Source organism: Ruegeria sp. BG5 (assembly GCF_056538425.1).
In genome coordinates this window covers 150,587-168,062 of the sequence record NZ_JBQFTC010000002.1, presented here as the reverse complement: position 1 = coordinate 168,062, position 17,476 = coordinate 150,587, and the positions used below count along the sequence as shown (strand labels likewise).

The following is a 17,476-nucleotide window of genomic DNA, read 5'->3' as shown; positions in this document are numbered from 1 at the left end:
GCGGCGAAAGATCAACGACGGGATTGTACCAATCAGGCGGAATTCCAGTGATCGGGAACGGGGTGGCCGATTTCATCCGCGAAGGCATCCAGAAACTCAAGCATCTGTGACACCCGTTCCTGTGCAAGCGCCCCCCCGGCAGGGGTCAGCATATCGGCAGGCAGGGTCAGCAGTTTGACTTTCCAGTGGTCGAGCGAGAATTTCAGATCGTCCAGCGCGCGCGCTTCGGCAAAGGGATCATCGGGATCATAAAGGTCGCGGCCCAGCGCGCCAGCAACAACAAAGGTGCGGGCGATGCCAATCGCGCCCAGTGCGTCCAGCCGGTCTGCGTCGCGCAGGATGCGGGCCTCGGCAGTGCGCGGGGGGATGTTGGCCGAGAAACTGTGGGCCTCAATCGCGTGCTGGGTGGCGCGGATCGACGCGGCATCAAAGCCCAGATCACCCAAAATAGGCTCTGATTCCTGAGCGGACAGACGAGAGGCGAGGTGCCGGTTCGGATCGTTCTTGGGCAGGTTGACTAGATCGTGCAGATAGCAGGCGGCCAGAAGGACCTGCATGTCTGTCTGTTCATCGGCGATGGCCCGCGCATTGCTCCAGACGCGATCCAGATGCGCCAGATCATGCGCCGGGTCGGCCTGCATGCGCTGCGCGACGATGCCCCGCAGACGGGCGCACAGATCAGCCGATATGTCCACGATTCTCGCCGATCTGACCCCGATGCAGCAGCAAGTGGTCGAGGATGACGCAGGCCATCATCGCCTCACCCACGGGAACCGCGCGGATACCGACGCAGGGGTCGTGGCGGCCTTTGGTGATGATCTCGGTCTCCTCACCGGATTTGGTAATGGTCTTGCGGGTGGTCAGGATCGACGAGGTCGGTTTGACCGCAAACCGCACCACAATGTCCTGCCCGGTCGAGATACCGCCCAGAATGCCGCCCGCGTGGTTTGAGCTGTATTGCGGGCCGTTCTGGCCCATGAAGATCTCGTCCGCGTTGGCCTCGCCGGTCAGTTCAGCGGCGGCCATGCCTTCACCGATCTCGACGCCCTTGACGGCGTTGATCGACATCATTGCAGCGGCCAGATCAGTGTCTAACTTGGCGTAAATCGGTGCGCCCAGCCCGGCGGGAACGCCGCGCGCCATAACCTCGACCACCGCACCGACCGAGTTGCCGGATTTGCGCAGGTCGTCCAGATAGGCGGCCCAGTCCCCGGCCGCTTGGGCGTCGGGCGTCCAGAACGGGTTCTGTTCGATCTGCGACCAGTCGAAATTGGCGCGGTCGATCTTGTGCGGGCCGATCTGGGTCATGTAGCCGGTGATCTGCACATTGGGCGCGATCTGTTTGATGGCCTCTCGTGCCAAGCCACCGGCGGCAACACGCGACGCGGTTTCGCGGGCTGAGCTGCGCCCGCCACCGCGATAATCGCGGATGCCGTATTTCTGCCAATAGGTGATATCGGCATGGCCCGGACGGAACTTGTCCATGATGTCGCCGTAGTCTTTCGAGCGTTGATCGGTGTTCTCGATCATCAGCTGGACAGGGGTGCCGGTGGTCTGGCCTTCGAACACGCCGGAGAGGATTTTCACCTGATCGGGCTCGCGCCGTTGGGTGGTGAATTTGTTCTGCCCCGGTTTGCGCTTGTCCAGCCAGTGCTGAATCATGCCCTCATCGATTGTGACGCCTGGCGGGCAGCCGTCAACAGTGGCGCCCAAAGCGGGGCCGTGGCTTTCACCCCAGGTGGTGACGCGGAAGAGGTGTCCAAAGCTGTTCATCGACATGGGCGTGCTCCTTTGAGCGAAGTGATTAGCCTTGTGGGCCTTTGGCCTCAAGCGGATTTGCTTCTTGGGGTCGGGGAGGGGGCTCTGCCCCCGTCGCGCAAGCGCGACTCCCCCGAGGTATTTTTGAACAGAAGAAGGATCAGGCGGCTTTTGCGATGGTCGCGCGCGTCGCGGTTATCTTGAGCGCGGCTTGTGCGGCTTCGCGGCCTTTTTCGACGAAATGCGCGCGGTAGATGGCGTTGTGGTGGTCGGTTTCCTGATATTGGTGCGGGGTGAGTGAGACCGACAGGATCGGGACGCCGGTATCCAGGCCTGCGCGCATCAGGCCGTCCACCACGGCTTGTGCCACGAAATCATGCCGGTAGATGCCGCCATCGACGACAAAGGCGGCGCAGGCGATCGCGGCATATTGGCCGGTTTGGGCCAGATCGCGCGCCAGCAGGGGCATTTCGAACGCGCCGGGGGCGTCGTAGACGTCGACCTGTTCGGCTGGGATGAGCTCAAAGAAGCCGTCAAGCGCGCGGTCGACGATATCGGAATGCCAATTGGCTTTGATGAAAGCATAGCGGGTGTGTGTCATTTGGACCTCCTTAAGTAGACAGACACGTCACCCAAGGCGATCACGAGCAGACGCGCCGAGGCGGCACGCTGCACGTTCTCTTTCATCCGGACTTTAACCGTCGGCTCTGGCCTCTCACCAGATCTGCTTGTCACCCCGGATGATCCAAAGCCGCTCGCGGGCTTACGGGTCATTGCCCGCATACCGCCGGTGGGGAATTTCACCCCGCCCTGAGAACGAGACGGACCTTGCATAGATCGGGCCCCTTCTGCAAGAGATTTGGCAGGAGGAATGCCATGCACCCGAACCCCGCCTTCCGCGCCGAGGACCGCGCGCGTCATATTGCGTTTGCCCGTGATAGGGCCTTTGGCGTGTTGGCAATCTCGACCGATGGCGCGCCGATTGTAAGCCATGTTCCGTTTTTGCTGTCCGAAGACGGGGCGGTGGCCGAGCTGCATCTAGTCCGCTCGAACCCGATTGTGCGGGTGTTGAAGCAGCCTGTGACGGCGCGAATCGCGGTATCGGGGCCGGATGGGTATGTGTCACCCGACTGGTACGGGATCGCGGATCAGGTGCCGACCTGGAATTATGTGGCCGCCCATCTGACCGGCGTTCTTGAGATGCGCCCGCCGCAGGAATTGCGCGATCTGTTGGACCGGCAGTCGGCGTTCTACGAAGATCGGCTGCGTCCGAAGCCGCCGTGGCGTACCGATAAGATGACCGATGAGGCGCTGGATCGCATGATGCGGATGATTGTGCCCTGTCGGATGCGGATCGATGACATTCAGGGTACCTGGAAGCTGAACCAGAACAAACCCGATGATGTGCGGATGCAGGCGTCCGATCACATCGCGTCGGGGATTGGGTCCGAGTTGCAGGTGCTGCAGACGCTGATGCGCGGGGCCAAGCCGTCAGACGACTGACCGCTTTTGTTTTTTCGCCCTTGTTGTAAGGTCGGCGCAATCAGGGAGCGTGCGAATGAAACTCTATCACAGTCTGACCTCGCCTTATGTGCGCAAAGTCATGGTGCTGCTGCACGAAACGGATCAGCTGGAGGATGTCGAGCTTGAGACGGTGGCCAGTACGCCGATTTCACCGGCGGCATCTTTGATCAGCAAGGCCCCTCTGACCAAGGTTCCGGCGTTGGAACGCCCGGATGGGCCAACCCTGTTCGACAGTCGGGTGATCTGCGCGTTTCTGGATGCCCGCGCCGGAGGGCGGCTTTATCCCGATGGCGCGCGCCGCTGGGATGTACTGACGCTTGAGGCGCTGGCAGATGGTATTCTGGATGCGGCCCTGTCGATGACCTACGAAGACCGGTTGCGCCCCGAAGACAAGCAATGGGACGACTGGACCGAGTCGCAATGGGTCAAGATCGACCGGGCCTGTGCCGCCCTGAACCAGCGCTGGATGGCGCATCTGTCCGGCCCGCTGGATATGGGGCAAGTGGCTGTCGGCTGTGCGCTGGGCTATCTTGATTTGCGCCACGATGCGCGCGGCTGGCGCAAGGGCAATGATGCGCTTGCGGCCTGGTTTGCCGAGTTTGGCGAGCGGCCCAGTATGGTCGCCACCCGCCCGCAAGGCTGAGGGCGACCCGCGCCCCTAGTCGCTGAAGGTTGCCAGATAGGCGGCGATGTCTTCGGCCCCTTTCCTGAGCTTGACGCTCATGTTGGGGCGGGCGGTATCGTCCTGCAGAAACTCCTGAATGAAACCGATCGGGTCCTTTGAATAGACCGCGATGTTTTCCTCGGTCCAGACAAGCCCCTGTTCGCCCGCCCGGATCATATCGTCGGTGAACATGCCGATGGGCAGGCGCTCGCTGCCATTCAGATAATCGGTCTCGGACCCGGCGACGCGGCCCACGACGCCATAGAGATTCGGTCCGGTAATGCCGCCTTTCTCCAGAACCTCGCCATCTTTGATGATCGCGTGGCACGAGGAACAGCGGTTATAAAGCTGCTTGCCTTTGGCTGGATCGCCAGCAGCGGCGGTTTGGGTGGACAGTGCAATCGTTAACAGAACGGCGGCCAAGGGGGTTTTTGACATCGGGGTCTCCTGATCGGCGTTCGCGCAGACCGGGATGTCCGGCATTCAGGCACAGGATTCAACAGCAAAAAGACCGCTATCCCACTGAACAAATGGTCTATTTCAGAGGTGTCATTTGTCGCGGAACAATGCGGCTCTGCCGTCGCGGATATTGCATGACATGGCATCAATCTTCTGCCGGAAGATGTGCCCCGAATCCGCTTGGGTCAGGCATAGCGGGGATGTGTCCCTGACCATCGAATCAAACCCCGCCGATTCGGGATGATCGGAAAAGATGTGGGCTTGAATCACCAAAAATACCCGATGCATTGTGACAAATAGCACAGATGCGGCGTATTGCGCGTTTATGACCGCTGGACGAACGCTATTTGCGTCGATAGACAGCGCGGTTAAGACACCGCATTCGTGCGGTGCGCGAGCTATTTGCCCGTCCGCGGGCGCCAGAAAACCGGAGATAACCTCGTGTCCCACGCAGAAGACCACGAAGGCACCCGCAGAGATTTCCTCTATTACGTCGCTGGCGGCGCAGGAGTCGTTGCGACAGGTGCAGCCGTATGGCCCCTGATCAACCAGATGAACCCGTCGGCGGATGTGCAGGCCCTGTCCTCGATCCGTACAGATGTCAGCGGGGTTGAGCCGGGCACACAGTTGACCGTGAAATGGCTGGGTAAACCCGTGTTCATCCGCCATCGTACCGGTGCCGAGATTGCCGAAGCGCAGCAACAGGATGAGGAAGCGGTTGGCAACCTGCCCGACCCGCTGGCCCGGAACTTCAACCTGAACGCGGACGCGCCCGCAACCGATGCCAACCGCGTGCTGCCCTCGCCCGAAGGCGAAGCAGCGGGTGCCTGGATCGTCCAGATGGGCGTTTGCACCCACCTGGGCTGTGTTCCGCTGGGCGACGCCGGTGATTTCGGCGGATGGTTCTGCCCCTGCCACGGCTCGCACTACGATCTGGCTGGCCGGATCCGCAAAGGCCCCGCGCCTGAGAACCTGCCGATTCCACCCGTTGAATGGGTGGACGCATCAACCCTCAAACTCGGCTAAGGGAGACCCAACTTATGTCCGGAATTCCCCACGATCATTACGAGCCGAAGTCAAACGGCGAAAAGTGGCTGCACAGCCGCCTGCCCATCGTCGGCCTTTTGTATGACACCCTGATGATTCCCACCCCCAAAAACCTGAACTGGTGGTGGATCTGGGGCATCGTTCTGGCGTTCTGCCTGGCGCTGCAAATCGTCACCGGCATCATCCTGGTGATGCACTACACCCCGCATGTCGATCTGGCCTTTGCCAGTGTCGAGCACATCATGCGTAACGTGAATGGCGGCTACTTCATCCGCTACCTGCACATGAACGGCGCGTCGCTTTTCTTTGTTGCGGTCTATATTCACATGTTCCGCGGCCTGTTCTACGGCTCGTACAAAGCCCCGCGTGAGATCACGTGGATCATCGGGATGCTGATCTATCTGATGATGATGGGCACCGCCTTCATGGGTTACGTTCTGCCCTGGGGTCAGATGTCCTTCTGGGGTGCGACCGTGATTACAGGCCTGTTTGGCGCCATCCCGTTTGTGGGTGATGCGCTGCAGACCTGGCTGCTGGGCGGACCGGCGGTGGATAACGCCACGCTGAACCGCTTCTTCTCGCTGCACTATCTGCTGCCGTTCATCATCGCGGCACTGGTCATCGTGCATATCTGGGCGTTCCACACCACGGGCAACAACAACCCCACAGGTGTTGAAGTGCGTCGTGGTTCGAAAGCCGAGGCCGACAAGGACACGCTGCCCTTCTGGCCTTACTTCGTGATCAAGGACCTGTTCGCGCTGGCGGTTATTCTGGTCGTGTTCTGGGCCATTGTCGGCTTTATGCCGAACTACCTGGGCCACCCGGATAACTACATTGAAGCCAACCCGCTGGTTACACCTGCGCATATCGTGCCCGAATGGTACTTCCTGCCGTTCTACGCGATCCTGCGGGCCTTCACCGGCGAGGTCTGGGTTGTGCAATTCGCCAGCTTCATCACCGGCGGCATCGTCGACGCCAAGTTCTTTGGTGTGGTCGCGATGTTCGGTGCGATCCTGGCGATGGCTCTGGCACCCTGGCTGGACACCTCGACCGTGCGTTCGGGCAAATACCGTCCGATGTTCAAATGGTGGTTCTACCTGCTGATCATCGACTTCTTTGCCCTGATGTGGCTGGGTGCGATGCCCGCGGAAGAGCCCTATGCAACCTTCTCGCTGATCGCATCGGCCTACTGGTTCGCTTATTTCTTCGTGATCCTGCCAATCCTTGGGGTGATCGAGAAGCCGCTGCCGCAGCCCGAGACCATCGAAGAAGACTTCAACGCGCATTATGGCAAGGCTGACGCCGAAGCCACGCCGGCCGAGTAAGAAGAGGGACCGGAAACATGTTCAAGAAACTTGCAATCGGCGCCGCGTTTGCCCTCGCTCTGACCCCTGCTGCATCCTTTGCGGCAGGTGGCGGCGAGCAGCATATCGAGGATTTCGACTTCTCGTTCGAGGGTCCGTTCGGAACCTGGGATCAGAACCAGCTGCAGCGCGGCCTTCAGGTCTACACCGAGGTTTGCGCAGCCTGTCACGGGCTGAGATATGTGCCCCTGCGCGATCTGGAAGCGCTGGGTTATTCGGAAGAGCAGGTCATCACCTACGCGGCCGACAATTTCGAGGTCTTCGACCCCGAGCTGGACGATTTCCGCCCGGCGATCCCGACCGACCATTTCCCGGTCAATGACGCGGTTGGCGCACCCGACCTGAGCCTGATGGCCAAGGCGCGTGCGGGCTTCCATGGTCCTTATGGCCTGGGCATCAACCAGCTGGTCAAAGGTATGGGCGGCGCGGAATACATCGCCTCGCTGCTGGATGGCTATACTGGCGAAGAGAAGGAAGAGGCAGGCACCATCCTGTACGAAAACAAGGCCTTCCCCGGCGGCTGGATTTCGATGGCCCCGCCGATTTCGGAAGATCAGGTTGAGTTTGCCGATGGCCACCCGGCCACTGTCGAAGCTATGTCCGAGGACGTTGCCGCCTTCCTGATGTGGGCCGCTGAACCCAAGATGATGGATCGTAAGAATGCCGGTTTTGTTGGCGTGATCTTCCTGACCGTTCTGTCGGTGCTGCTGTACCTGGTGAACAAGCGTCTGTGGGCGCCGCACAAGGGTAAGCTTCGCAACGAGGACTGATCCTTTTCGGAATACTGAAACTAGAACCCCCGCGCCCTAAGGTTGCGGGGGTTTCTTTTTGAGGTCGCCAGAAGGGGCCAGCCCCTCTTGGCCTGCGGCCAATTCACCCCGAGGTATTTTTGAACAGAAGAAGAGCGGATCAGGCCGTGAGTTGGCCCGAGGTCTGCCCGGTGATTTTTGCCGTCACGATCTGGCCTTCGGGCTGAGGCGCGTTGAAGGCGACCTCGGTGAATTGTTCAGTGCGGCCCATATGGGGGTTTTCCATCAGGATGTGATGGGTTTTGCCGATCTGGGCTGAGAGGTGTTTGGCCACCTGCGCATCACCTGCGGCGCGCAGGCGGGCGGCGCGGTCCTTGATGATGTTGCCGTTGATCTGCTGCGGAATGCGGGCCGCAGGGGTACCTTCGCGCTTGGAATAGGGGAAGACGTGCAGCCAGGTCAGATCGCAATCAGCGACCAGTTTCAGCGAGTTCTCGAAATGCGCCTCTGACTCGGTCGGGAAACCTGCGATGATGTCTGCGCCAAAGGTCATCTGCGGGCGCAGCTTGCGGGCCTCTTCGGTGAAGCGGATGGCGTCGTCGCGCAGGTGGCGGCGTTTCATGCGTTTCAGGATCAGATCGTCGCCATGTTGCAGCGACAGATGCAGATGCGGCATCAGGCGCGGCTCGGTCGCGATGGCCTGCATCAGGTTCTCGTCCACTTCGATGGAATCGATCGAACTGATCCGCAAGCGGGGCAGGTCTGGCACCAGCTTGAGGATGCGCATCACCAGATCGCCCAGCCTGGGCTGCGCCGGCAGGTCGGCCCCCCACGAGGTGAGGTCTACGCCTGTCAGGACGACCTCATTATAGCCTTTGTCCACCAGCCGCTTGATCTGATCGACAACCACGCCCGCAGGGACACTGCGCGAGTTTCCGCGGCCATAGGGGATAATGCAGAAGGTGCAGCGATGGTCGCATCCGTTCTGGACCTGCACATAAGCGCGGGATCGGGTTCCGAAACCGTCGATCAGGTGGCCAGCGGTTTCAGTGACCGACATGATGTCATCGACCTGCACTGTTTCGGTTTCGCCAATGAAATCGGCCGCCATACCCTTCCAGGTATCAGGCTGCATTTTCTCGGTATTGCCGATGACCGCGTCAACCTCTTCCATTTGGGCAAAGGTCTCAGGCTCGGTCTGTGCCGCGCAACCGGTGACGATCAGGCGGGCGTTTGGGTTTTCCCGGCGCAGCTTGCGAATCTCTTGCCGCGCCTTGCGCACGGCCTCGGCCGTCACCGCACAGGTATTCACGACCACCGCATCGGTCAGCCCCGCTTGTTGCGACAGCTCTTTCATCGCCTCGGTCTCATAGGCGTTCAGGCGACAGCCCAGAGTGGTGAATTTCGGGGCGCTCATCCCAGCGACCTTATGAATTCGGGCGTCAGGGTGCCCGAGAATACATAGGCTGTTGGTCCGGTCATCCAGACACCTTCGTCGCGCCAGTCGATCCAGATGGTGCCGCCGTCCAGTTCGATCTGCACCTTGCGCCCGGTCAGGCCCCGCCGGGCAGCCGCAACCGCTGTGGCGCAAGAGGATGAGCCAGAGGCCAGCGTGATGCCCACACCGCGTTCCCAGACGCGCATACGGATATGATCCGGCCCGATCACCTGAGCAACCTGAACATTGGTGCGTTCCGGGTAGAGAGGGTGGTGTTCGTAGCGCGACCCGAACTCGGTCAAGGGAATCGCTTCGGCGTTTTCCACAAAGAAGGTGCAGTGCGGGTTGCCCATGCCGGTCGCCGTTGGCGCGCCTTCGATGGGCAGTTCCAGAGTGTCCATCTCTTCCGCCAGCGGGACGTCGTGCCACTCCAGCTGAGGTTGCCCCATATTGACCGAGGTCAGGCCGCTCCCGGCCTCTTTGGCCAACAATGTGCCCCGTTCGGTCGTCAGCGTCAGATCGGATTTCCCGCTTTCCTCCATCAGAAACCGGGCGATACAGCGGGTGGCGTTCCCACAAGCGGCCGAGGTCGATCCGTCCGCGTTGTAAAATACCAGATGTGCGTCGGCTGGGCCGGTTTCGATCACGGCCAACTGGTCGAATCCGACGCCAAACTGACGGTGCCCGATTCCCCTGGCCAATTCCGCGCTGATCGGAACGGCATGCGCGCGCGCATCCACAATGACAAAGTCATTGCCCAGCCCGTGCATCTTCATAAAGGGCAAACCGGTATCGCTTATCTGTTGCATGGCGGGCATATAACGTTGCTCTGAACATGAATCCACCCTGTCGCGCAGATTCCTGAAAAAAGGGGTTGACCCCCCCGCGCCACCTGCCTAATTAGGCCGCCTATCGGGTCGCCGGAAACACTGATTAAACCGGCGAAACGAGGCGCAAAATAAGGGCTTGAACCCGGTCGGGTAATTGCCTTACAGAGCGCCACGGATCGTCAAGATCCAACGAAAGAGTGGGCCGTTAGCTCAGTTGGTAGAGCAACTGACTTTTAATCAGTGGGTCGCAGGTTCGAATCCTGCACGGCTCACCACTTTTTCCGCAAGGCAAGCTTGAACAGGCGGGATTTTCCCGCGTCAGCTGCAATCAAGCGGTATGGAACCGCATAGAAATATGCAAAAGACCGTTGGGGTCGGATGTAGGCGCATCCCAACCCTCGAACTACTTCTTTTCGAAGAACAGGATGACCTCTCCGATGCGGATCCCGAAGCGTGAGACATAGGCGCGGTTCAGCAGGCGGTCATCTTCCAGCAGCCACATCCAGTCGTCGAACTTCACGCGCATGGAGCCGTCCTTGATCGGCAGGTCGATCTTGTATTTCCAGTTGAAGGTGTCACCGCGCTCGATCCCTTCAGCGGTGCCAAGCACGCCGGGGGCGGTGCCGGTCCAGGTATCGGCGCCGGTTTTGGTCAGGGTCCAGATACGCTGCTCGGTCGCGCCGTCATCATAGACGAAATCTTCGACCAAGGTGAGCGTTTCTCCGTCCCAGGTGCCGTCGATATCAACGGTAAAGCGGCGCGGGACGTTGCCGAGGATGTCCTGAAACTGACCGTAGGCAACGGTTTTGCCTTCGAAAAACTCCTCAAGGTTCAACTCGCGATCCGACAGGAAGGATTTGGGAACCCTCGGTTTGGCCGAGCACGCCGCCAGCACCAACAGACAGGCGATCGCGGCAATGGATATGAGCGCGCGGATACGGATCATTGCAACAGCCTGCCGTCCGCGTCGGCATCATAGCCGTTTGTGCCGGACAGATGCGTGGTCTTGATCTCGGGTGCAGGGCGCATGGTCGCGACCAGCTCGGCCACTTTGATGCCGAATTTGCGCATTTCGGATCGGTTCATGATCGCGCCATTTTCGGTCAGATACATCCAGTCGGTCACATCCAGCGTGTGACCGCCCGCATCTTCGGGCAGGATGATCCTGTAGGTCAGCTTGACGGTTGAGCCCGAGATTTCACCTTTTCCTTCCCCCACAATGTCATCTGCCGTGGCGATGAAAGTGTTGCCGGTGCCCATAGTCAGATACCATTTGCGGGTCATCTGCTTGCCGTTGGAATAGGTGAACCATTCCGCCAATGTGCCCGAGTTGCCGTCCCATTCGCCGACCATGCGCGCCACGAAGCTGTTCGACATCTTGCCATTGGGGCCATAGATCAAGCCTTCGGACAGGATCTCGCCATTGAGGTGTTTCTTCAGCGAGAAATCCGGGCCGGTGCCCGTGTAATCGGCAGGCGATTGGGACCGAAAGCTCAGAAACCGGCCCCGGGCCGCAAGAACAGCGAGGATGGCGAGCAGAAACACGATAAGCGTATTCATTTGGCTGTAACCTCCGTAGGAAGGGTCAGAACCATCCCGAACGCCCCAAGCTTTAGGATGCAGGGCAGCACGGCGTAGGCGAGGTTGAGCGTGTTCAACGCCTCGGCACTGTTGGTTTGACCGGGTGTAAAGCCGCTGCGTTCCAGAAGCGGCAGAGTGAAAAAGGCAGCGAGCGCAAGGCCCAGCTTGCCAGCGAATGACCAGATGCCAAACGCGGCCGAGGCGTTCAGCCCCGCGCGCGTCAGCACGACCGAGAACATGGCGGGCAGCACCACCATATCCGCCCCAAGCGCCGCGCCGGATGCGATGCAGATGATGGCGAAACCGGTGAGGTCTCCGGCGGATAGCGTTGCGGCACCGATGAAGCCCGCGATCGAGAGCGGCATGGCGATGATCAGGGTCTTTTTCGGGCCGATCCGGTTGCTGAGCTTGGCCCAAAGCGGCACGCTTGCGCCCGCGCTGAGGAAGAACAGGATCAGCAGCGGCCCCGCCTTGCCGGCCAGTTGCAGGCGATCTTCGACAAAGAACAGGAACAGCGTTGAGGTGATGGCGACCGGAAGGCTGTTGACCAGTGCCAATGCCAGCAGTCTCAGCGCTCCGGCCTGCCCAAGACCGGCGAAGGACAGGCCCTGACCGGTGATCGGCGTGCGCCGCCAGATCGGTATTGTCAGAACCAGGGTCAACAGCGCCAACAGGCCGAGAAACAGCCCGAAAGCGGGGTAACCTTGCGCTGATGCACCCAAGGCCACGAACAGGGCTGGCGCGCTGGCCGCGATGACCACGCCCGTCAGTTGCCCGCCTTCGCGGTAGGCGGCGAGTGTCATCAGTTCTTTCGCGTCAGCCTTTTTCGCAAGCGTCGCGCTGCGGCCGTATAGAAGGATTGTGCCCAGGCTGTAGGCCGAAAACAGCAGGATCAGAACCGTGATCAGGGCTGTGACGCTTGCGCCTTCGGGCAGGCCAAACAGCAAGGGAAAGCCGATGGCCAATCCCAACGCGGCCAAAGCTGCGAACAAAAGCTGCCCCCCCGGCCAGCGGTCGATGGCCCAGCCGATCAGCGGGTCCTGCACCAGATCGACCAGTCGGATCACCAGCAAGACCGTACCGATCACCCCAAGGCCAATGCCCAGATTCACCGCCGCAAAGCGCGGCAGGTGAATATAAAGCGGAATACCCGCCGCAGCGAGCATCAGCGCATAGAGGCTGACACGGGGGTACAGCATCACCGACCCTTCAAACTCTGCGTAAAGCTGGCCGACCGGGTGTTGTCGCCCAGAAAGATCGACATGAAGGATTTCTTGATGTCGGTACTCGCCAGCGTGCAGGTTTGGGTACCATTGCGCCAGAACCCGACCTTGTTGGGCCCTTCCGAGATCGCCAGATAGTTGTCACCTTTGCTGACGGCCTGAAAACAGGCTTCAAGCTGTGCCTGTGTGGGCTGTGGGTTGCCCTGACGGGCCATCTCTTCCAGCGTCGATTCCACAAGTGCCTTTTGTTTTAGGTTCTTGCGGTAGGTCAGTTGCAGGCCAAAATCCTCGGCCCAGTTAAACGCGGCCCCGCCGGGGGTGTAGAGTTTCGCGTCGTAAAGCGGCAGACCCAGAAACCGAAAGGTCCCGCTGCCGATCTGCTTGGGGTCTTTCAATTCGCGCGACAGCGGATCCGCTGCCAGCCCAACCGGGGCCAGCAGCGTCAAAGACAAAAGCCCGGCGCGCCAGAGGCGCCTATTCAGCCGCAACAGCAGGGATGGCCGGGTCTTGTTCCAAAGTGCCATGGTCAGCTCCGATCGTTTGCGGGGTGCCCTTGATGCGATCCACGACATGCATCGCGCTGGCAATCCCGTCTTCGTGAAACCCGTGCCGGTTATACGCTCCGGCGAACCAGGTCCGGTTCTGTCCCTGCATCTCGCGGATTTGCCCTTGTGCTTTCAGGGCGGCCTTGTCGAACACCGGATGGGCGAACTCGACCTGATCATAGATATTGTCCGCGGGAATTTCTGACGACGCGTTCAGCGTCACGAACAGCGGATCGCTGTCTGGAATGTTCTGCAAACGGTTCATCCAATAGGTGACGCCGACATTCCCGGCTTGCGAGCGATAGGTCCAACTGGACCAGCAAGCACGACGCTTGGGCATCTGGCCGGGGTCGCAATGCAGGATGGCGCTGTTGGGCTGATAGCGGATCGCTTCCAATGCTGCAGCTTCGGCGGCGGTGGCATTGTCGCCCAGAATGGCGCGGGACTGATCGGAATGGGTGGCCAGAATGATTTCATCAAACCGGTCGGTGTGGCCCTGACTTGTAACCGAAACGCCCATGTCGTCACGCTGAACATGATCGACCGGAGCACCCAGACGGATGTCACATCCCCGTTCGCGCAGGGCGGCGTCGATGCGACGCACATACTCGATGCTGCCGCCTTTGACCGTGTACCACTGGTGCTGGTTGGCGCGGCCGCTGGCCAGCAAGGCGTGATTGCGGAAGAACTGCACCAGCGAGCGCGCTGGGAACTGATCCACGAATTCAACTGGCGTCGACCAGATCGCGCCGCACATCGGCATCAGATAGTTGTGGCGGAACCAGTGACCCAGACGCATCTGATCCACCAGCTCTCCGATCGTGGTGTCGTCGTCCTTAGCGGCCTCGGGCGCTTCTTTGCTGAAGCGCAGGATGTCGGCGATCATCTTGTAATAAGACGGCCGCGCCAGATTGCGTTTCTGTGCGGTCAGGGTGCGCAGGTTGTTCAGCCCATACTCGATCCGACCGTTGTCGATGGTTGCGCCAAAGCTCATCTCGGATTTGGTGACCGGCACGTTCAATTCGTCGAACAGTTTGGTCAGGTAAGGATAGGTCGCGTAGTTGAACACGATGAACCCGGTATCCACCGGTTGATCACCTTTCTTTCCCGCCATGACCGTGCGGGCATGCCCCCCCAGTCGGGGTTCGGCCTCGTAAACTGTGATGTCGTGGTCTTCTGAAAGGTAGTAAGCTGCGGATAGACCTGAAATGCCTGCACCTACGATTGCGATTTTCTTACGTACGCCCCGTGTTTCGTCGAACATGTGATCCCCTTAGTGCGACATTTTACAAAGGGATACGTAGCAGGGTTCACGCCGGATCAATCAGATTAGATTAATTTGCCACGTGCTCTAGACTGTGACGTCTGGGCTGAGTTTCCTGTGTGGTTGCGTGATCCAGCCCTTTGGCCCAACCGTAGAAGATACAGCACAACAGATATGGCCCGGGGATGAGCAGTTTTCACGGAAAAACCTATTGGATCGTAGGCGCCAGCGAAGGGCTGGGCCGGGCCGTGGCCGAGGGGCTGGCCCGCGACGGTGCGCATCTGATCCTGTCGGCGCGCAATGCCGACCGCCTGGCCGAAATCTGCGCCAAGCTGCCCAATGCGCGGTCGGTGCCCTTCGACGTGACCGATCTGGACGCCGTACGCCGCGCCGTGGCCGAGACCGGAGAGATCGACGGGCTGGTCTACAACGCCGGAGCCTATGAGCCGATGCGCTCGGCCGATTGGGACACCGAGGCGGTTCTGGCCATGACCGACGTGAACTACACTGGCGCGTTGCGGGTACTGGGTGAGACGGTGCCGGGCTTCATGCGCGCAGGTCGGGGGGACATTACTCTGATCGGCTCTTTGTCCGGCTATCGTGGCCTGCCTGCGGCGGTGGGTTATGCGGCCAGCAAGGCGGCGTTGGTGTCGCTGGCCGAGACGATGCGGTTCGATCTGGCGGGCACGGGGGTCACGGTTCGGATCGTCAATCCGGGTTTCATCAAGACCCGCCTGACCGAGAAGAATGACTTCAAGATGCCGATGCTGATGACGCCTGAGGACGCGGCAGAGCGTGTCATCAAAGCGATGTCGCGCCGTCGTTTTCGCACCGATTTTCCTGCACCGTTTTCCTGGGTGGTCCGGTTGGTAGATTACCTGCCGGATTGGCTGGTGTATCGTGGAAAATAGACCCTAACCAAACTGCCCCTGACAGAACCAGCCCGCTGACATGGTGCCGCCATGGCCGTAGAACAGCCACAGCCGTTCCCCCTGTTCCGTCACCACCACCCAGTAATCGCGCACGCCGCTGCGCCAGTTGGGATCGTCCAGCCACCATTCGGGCGCGATCCGTTCCGGGCCGGTGGCCTGTGCCAATTGCCAGTCGCGCCCGCGCCAGCGAAAGCTGCCGGGCACATCCGGGGTTTCCGGGGCCATCACCGGCTCGGGCTGCCACATCTGCAAGGGGCGCGGACGTGCCGGCGCAGGCCAATCGCGAGCCGGTTCCGACCACGCCGCCGCCAGCACCTGCGCCGTCTTCTCGGGGATGTGCGAGGCGGCGGGATGTCGCCGTGTGATCGCCTCAAGCCCGACCCGCGCGCCCAGCTTGCCGATCAGGTCATCCACGGCTGTATTCCCTTCAAGCCGGTTGCGGGCCACCTGTCTGGCTTCGGCATGTCCTGCCATCGTTCGGGCGTGGATAGGTTCGGTCTGGATCGCCTCAAGCCGCAGCATGTCGATGCCATAGCCAGCGTCGATCTTATCGATTTTCATCTCTAACAAGGGGCGAATGCGGTGTTTGTCATAGGTCGGACGGGCCAGACCGACCTCGATGATCTCAGCCGCCTGATCGGCGCGGTGGGCTTCCAACCGCAGGGTCCGGACGCCGCGCCCTTTCTCTTCCAGCTTGGTACAAAGCGTCGGCAGAACGCGATCAACAGCAGCCATCACGTCCTCGATCAACCCGATCGGGTTGGGCAGGGTCATCCGCACCGCAAACTGATGTGGCGGGCGGGCGGGCGAGACGGGCTCGGGCGCGCTGCCCATGGCCTGATCCAGCCGCAGCACCAGCCCGCGTCCGAACCGCCGCGCCAAACTGGCGCGTGGTTGCCCCAGCAGATCGCCGATCCGGCGCAGGCCCAGACGGTTGAGCTGTGCGACCACCTGATCCTCAAGCCGCAGCGCCGCGATGGGCAGCGGGCTGAGCGCGCCGTAGGATTGCCCTGGCGCGGCGATCCGGGCCCCGCCGCCCAGCGCCATCACCTGCGGCGCGGCCCCGCCTCTGGTCCAGTGCCGCCGCTTGCCCGCCCGCGCGCGGGTGGCACGGGCCTCCTGACTGATGGCGTCGCCATTGCGGTCGGATGTGGCCTCTTGCCCTGCATAGCGTGCCAGCGCCCAGGCCGCGCCCAGCGTATCCGCGATCCCCATCTGCACGCTGAGGCCCATATCGGCGCAGTCGGTTTCAAGCACGCTCAGCAATGCCTCTTCCCCGCCGAACAGATGGGCGCAGCCCGACAGATCGACGATCAGCCCGTCCGGCGCTTCCTCGGCCACCCACGGGCTGAACTTGCCCGCCCAGCGGCGCAGCGCGGTCAGAAACGCAGCCTCGGCCGGGGCGTTGCGGTGTCTGGTGATCAGCGAGGCACACATGGCATGGGCATCGCGCACCGGCTGACCCACGCGCAGCCCGGCGGCCTGAGCTTCGGCGTTCAGAGAGGTCACGACCTGCATGTTCGACTGTTCGGCCACGACAGCCAAAGGTCCGCTATGCAGCCCCCGCGCGGCGCGGATCAGCCGTTCAGCCCCCAGACGGGGAAACCACAGTGAAAGTATTCGGCGTTTTGGCATCGGCAGACATCAAAATGTTCTTATTTTGTTCTTACCTGAGAATCAGCGCCCGAGTCCACGCCTACCCGCAGGTCAGACGCTGAATGACGCCCGCACCGTTCACGAAGACATTCAGCCGGTCGATGCGATAATCCTGCGTCGCAATGTCGTTTGGTCCCAGAACCCGCGCCCGTTCGGGCAGATCGGCCTGAATGGAAGACACGGGCTGACCGACCGAGTCAGCAAACGGATCGCCCTGACAAAAGGCCAGATCGACCGGCGCGGCTTCGGGCTCGGTCCGCGCCTCTTCCGGGGCAGGGGGTTCGGCGCAGGCCGCAAGAAGGATCAGGATCGGGATAAATCGGTGCATTGGCGCTCCTCATTCCGGCAATGTCGTTTCTGCAATATCAATCGTTTAACCTGCCTGTCATCAAAGCACAGTTGAAAACACCCTGCAATTGGCGCAGGGTCGGGGCAAACAAGA

19 protein-coding genes, 1 tRNA gene and 1 riboswitch are annotated in these 17,476 nt (G+C 61.0%); of the genes, 7 read left to right on the top strand and 13 right to left on the bottom strand.

Annotated elements, in window-relative coordinates:
• Window positions 1–32: 32 nt before the first annotated feature.
• From ACR0KX_RS11285 to ACR0KX_RS11275, 3 genes are all read right to left on the bottom strand, one after another.
• Window positions 33–695 (bottom strand): HD domain-containing protein, encoded by a 663-nt coding sequence (locus ACR0KX_RS11285; protein ID WP_170623361.1) that lies wholly within the window; start codon window positions 693–695, stop codon window positions 33–35.
• A complete protein-coding gene (gene aroC / locus ACR0KX_RS11280) occupies window positions 679–1,779 on the bottom strand; it encodes a chorismate synthase (RefSeq protein ID WP_170453470.1) in 1,101 nt (366 codons plus the stop codon). Before aroC ends, ACR0KX_RS11285 begins: the two co-directional genes overlap by 17 nt.
• 139 nt (window positions 1,780–1,918) lie before the next feature.
• Window positions 1,919–2,359 (bottom strand): 6,7-dimethyl-8-ribityllumazine synthase, encoded by a 441-nt coding sequence (locus ACR0KX_RS11275; RefSeq protein WP_170453471.1) that lies wholly within the window; start codon window positions 2,357–2,359, stop codon window positions 1,919–1,921.
• Between the two features lie 70 nt (window positions 2,360–2,429).
• Window positions 2,430–2,580: riboswitch (FMN riboswitch) on the bottom strand.
• A gap of 54 nt (window positions 2,581–2,634) precedes the next feature.
• Here ACR0KX_RS11275 and ACR0KX_RS11270 point away from each other — a divergent pair.
• Window positions 2,635–3,261, top strand: coding sequence for an FMN-binding negative transcriptional regulator (locus tag ACR0KX_RS11270; protein ID WP_170453472.1), 627 nt, complete (start codon window positions 2,635–2,637; stop codon window positions 3,259–3,261).
• Window positions 3,262–3,316: 55 nt separating this feature from the next.
• Window positions 3,317–3,925, top strand: a complete 609-nt coding sequence (locus ACR0KX_RS11265) for a glutathione S-transferase (RefSeq protein WP_170623359.1) — start codon at window positions 3,317–3,319, stop codon at window positions 3,923–3,925.
• A gap of 15 nt (window positions 3,926–3,940) precedes the next feature.
• On the opposite strand, the gene ACR0KX_RS11260 is transcribed toward ACR0KX_RS11265, so the two are convergent.
• A complete protein-coding gene (locus ACR0KX_RS11260) occupies window positions 3,941–4,384 on the bottom strand; it encodes a c-type cytochrome (RefSeq protein WP_170623358.1) in 444 nt (147 codons plus the stop codon).
• A 462-nt stretch (window positions 4,385–4,846) separates the two neighbouring features.
• Between ACR0KX_RS11260 and petA the strand changes: the two genes are divergently transcribed.
• Genes petA through ACR0KX_RS11245 form a run of 3 tightly spaced genes read left to right on the top strand, consistent with a single transcriptional unit; the run spans window position 4,847 to window position 7,586 of the window.
• A complete protein-coding gene (petA, locus tag ACR0KX_RS11255; RefSeq protein WP_170453475.1) occupies window positions 4,847–5,431 on the top strand; it encodes a ubiquinol-cytochrome c reductase iron-sulfur subunit in 585 nt (194 codons plus the stop codon).
• 14 nt (window positions 5,432–5,445) lie between these two features.
• Entirely contained in the window at window positions 5,446–6,777 is a 1,332-nt protein-coding gene (petB, locus tag ACR0KX_RS11250; protein WP_170453476.1) for a cytochrome b, read from the top strand.
• 17 nt (window positions 6,778–6,794) lie between these two features.
• Window positions 6,795–7,586: a cytochrome c1 gene (locus tag ACR0KX_RS11245; RefSeq protein ID WP_170453477.1), complete on the top strand. Its 792-nt coding sequence runs from the start codon at window positions 6,795–6,797 to the stop codon at window positions 7,584–7,586.
• A gap of 139 nt (window positions 7,587–7,725) precedes the next feature.
• Here ACR0KX_RS11245 and mtaB read toward each other — a convergent pair whose 3' ends face one another.
• Together mtaB and dapF are read right to left on the bottom strand one after the other, a co-directional pair.
• Complete coding sequence (gene mtaB, locus ACR0KX_RS11240) at window positions 7,726–8,982, bottom strand: tRNA (N(6)-L-threonylcarbamoyladenosine(37)-C(2))-methylthiotransferase MtaB (RefSeq protein ID WP_480708429.1); 1,257 nt, start codon at window positions 8,980–8,982, stop codon at window positions 7,726–7,728.
• A complete protein-coding gene (gene dapF / locus ACR0KX_RS11235) occupies window positions 8,979–9,821 on the bottom strand; it encodes a diaminopimelate epimerase (RefSeq protein ID WP_480708428.1) in 843 nt (280 codons plus the stop codon). The genes mtaB and dapF overlap by 4 nt, the downstream gene beginning before the upstream one ends.
• 211 nt (window positions 9,822–10,032) lie before the next feature.
• On the opposite strand from dapF, the gene ACR0KX_RS11230 reads away from it, so the two are divergent.
• Window positions 10,033–10,108 (top strand) — tRNA-Lys (locus ACR0KX_RS11230).
• A 128-nt stretch (window positions 10,109–10,236) separates the two neighbouring features.
• Here the strand turns inward: ACR0KX_RS11230 and ACR0KX_RS11225 are convergent.
• Genes ACR0KX_RS11225 through ACR0KX_RS11205 form a run of 5 tightly spaced genes read right to left on the bottom strand, consistent with a single transcriptional unit; the run spans window position 10,237 to window position 14,446 of the window.
• A complete protein-coding gene (locus tag ACR0KX_RS11225; protein ID WP_170453523.1) occupies window positions 10,237–10,779 on the bottom strand; it encodes a DUF3833 domain-containing protein in 543 nt (180 codons plus the stop codon).
• Complete coding sequence (locus ACR0KX_RS11220) at window positions 10,776–11,393, bottom strand: DUF3833 domain-containing protein (protein WP_170453524.1); 618 nt, start codon at window positions 11,391–11,393, stop codon at window positions 10,776–10,778. Before ACR0KX_RS11220 ends, ACR0KX_RS11225 begins: the two co-directional genes overlap by 4 nt.
• Complete coding sequence (locus ACR0KX_RS11215; protein WP_170453525.1) at window positions 11,390–12,613, bottom strand: MFS transporter; 1,224 nt, start codon at window positions 12,611–12,613, stop codon at window positions 11,390–11,392. The genes ACR0KX_RS11220 and ACR0KX_RS11215 overlap by 4 nt, the downstream gene beginning before the upstream one ends.
• Window positions 12,613–13,161, bottom strand: a complete 549-nt coding sequence (locus ACR0KX_RS11210) for a hypothetical protein (protein WP_480626529.1) — start codon at window positions 13,159–13,161, stop codon at window positions 12,613–12,615. Before ACR0KX_RS11210 ends, ACR0KX_RS11215 begins: the two co-directional genes overlap by 1 nt.
• On the bottom strand, window positions 13,112–14,446 hold the full coding sequence (locus tag ACR0KX_RS11205) for an FAD-dependent oxidoreductase (protein ID WP_170453526.1): 1,335 nt from the start codon (window positions 14,444–14,446) through the stop codon (window positions 13,112–13,114). The genes ACR0KX_RS11210 and ACR0KX_RS11205 overlap by 50 nt, the downstream gene beginning before the upstream one ends.
• 185 nt (window positions 14,447–14,631) lie before the next feature.
• Between ACR0KX_RS11205 and ACR0KX_RS11200 the strand changes: the two genes are divergently transcribed.
• The gene (locus ACR0KX_RS11200; RefSeq protein WP_170453527.1) at window positions 14,632–15,357 is read left to right on the top strand and encodes an SDR family NAD(P)-dependent oxidoreductase; all 726 of its coding nucleotides are present in this window, start codon (window positions 14,632–14,634) and stop codon (window positions 15,355–15,357) included.
• A gap of 3 nt (window positions 15,358–15,360) precedes the next feature.
• Here ACR0KX_RS11200 and ACR0KX_RS11195 read toward each other — a convergent pair whose 3' ends face one another.
• Window positions 15,361–17,013, bottom strand: a complete 1,653-nt coding sequence (locus ACR0KX_RS11195; protein WP_170453528.1) for a Y-family DNA polymerase — start codon at window positions 17,011–17,013, stop codon at window positions 15,361–15,363.
• Window positions 17,014–17,074: 61 nt separating this feature from the next.
• Window positions 17,075–17,362: an I78 family peptidase inhibitor gene (locus ACR0KX_RS11190; protein ID WP_170453529.1), complete on the bottom strand. Its 288-nt coding sequence runs from the start codon at window positions 17,360–17,362 to the stop codon at window positions 17,075–17,077.
• Window positions 17,363–17,476: the final 114 nt, after the last annotated feature.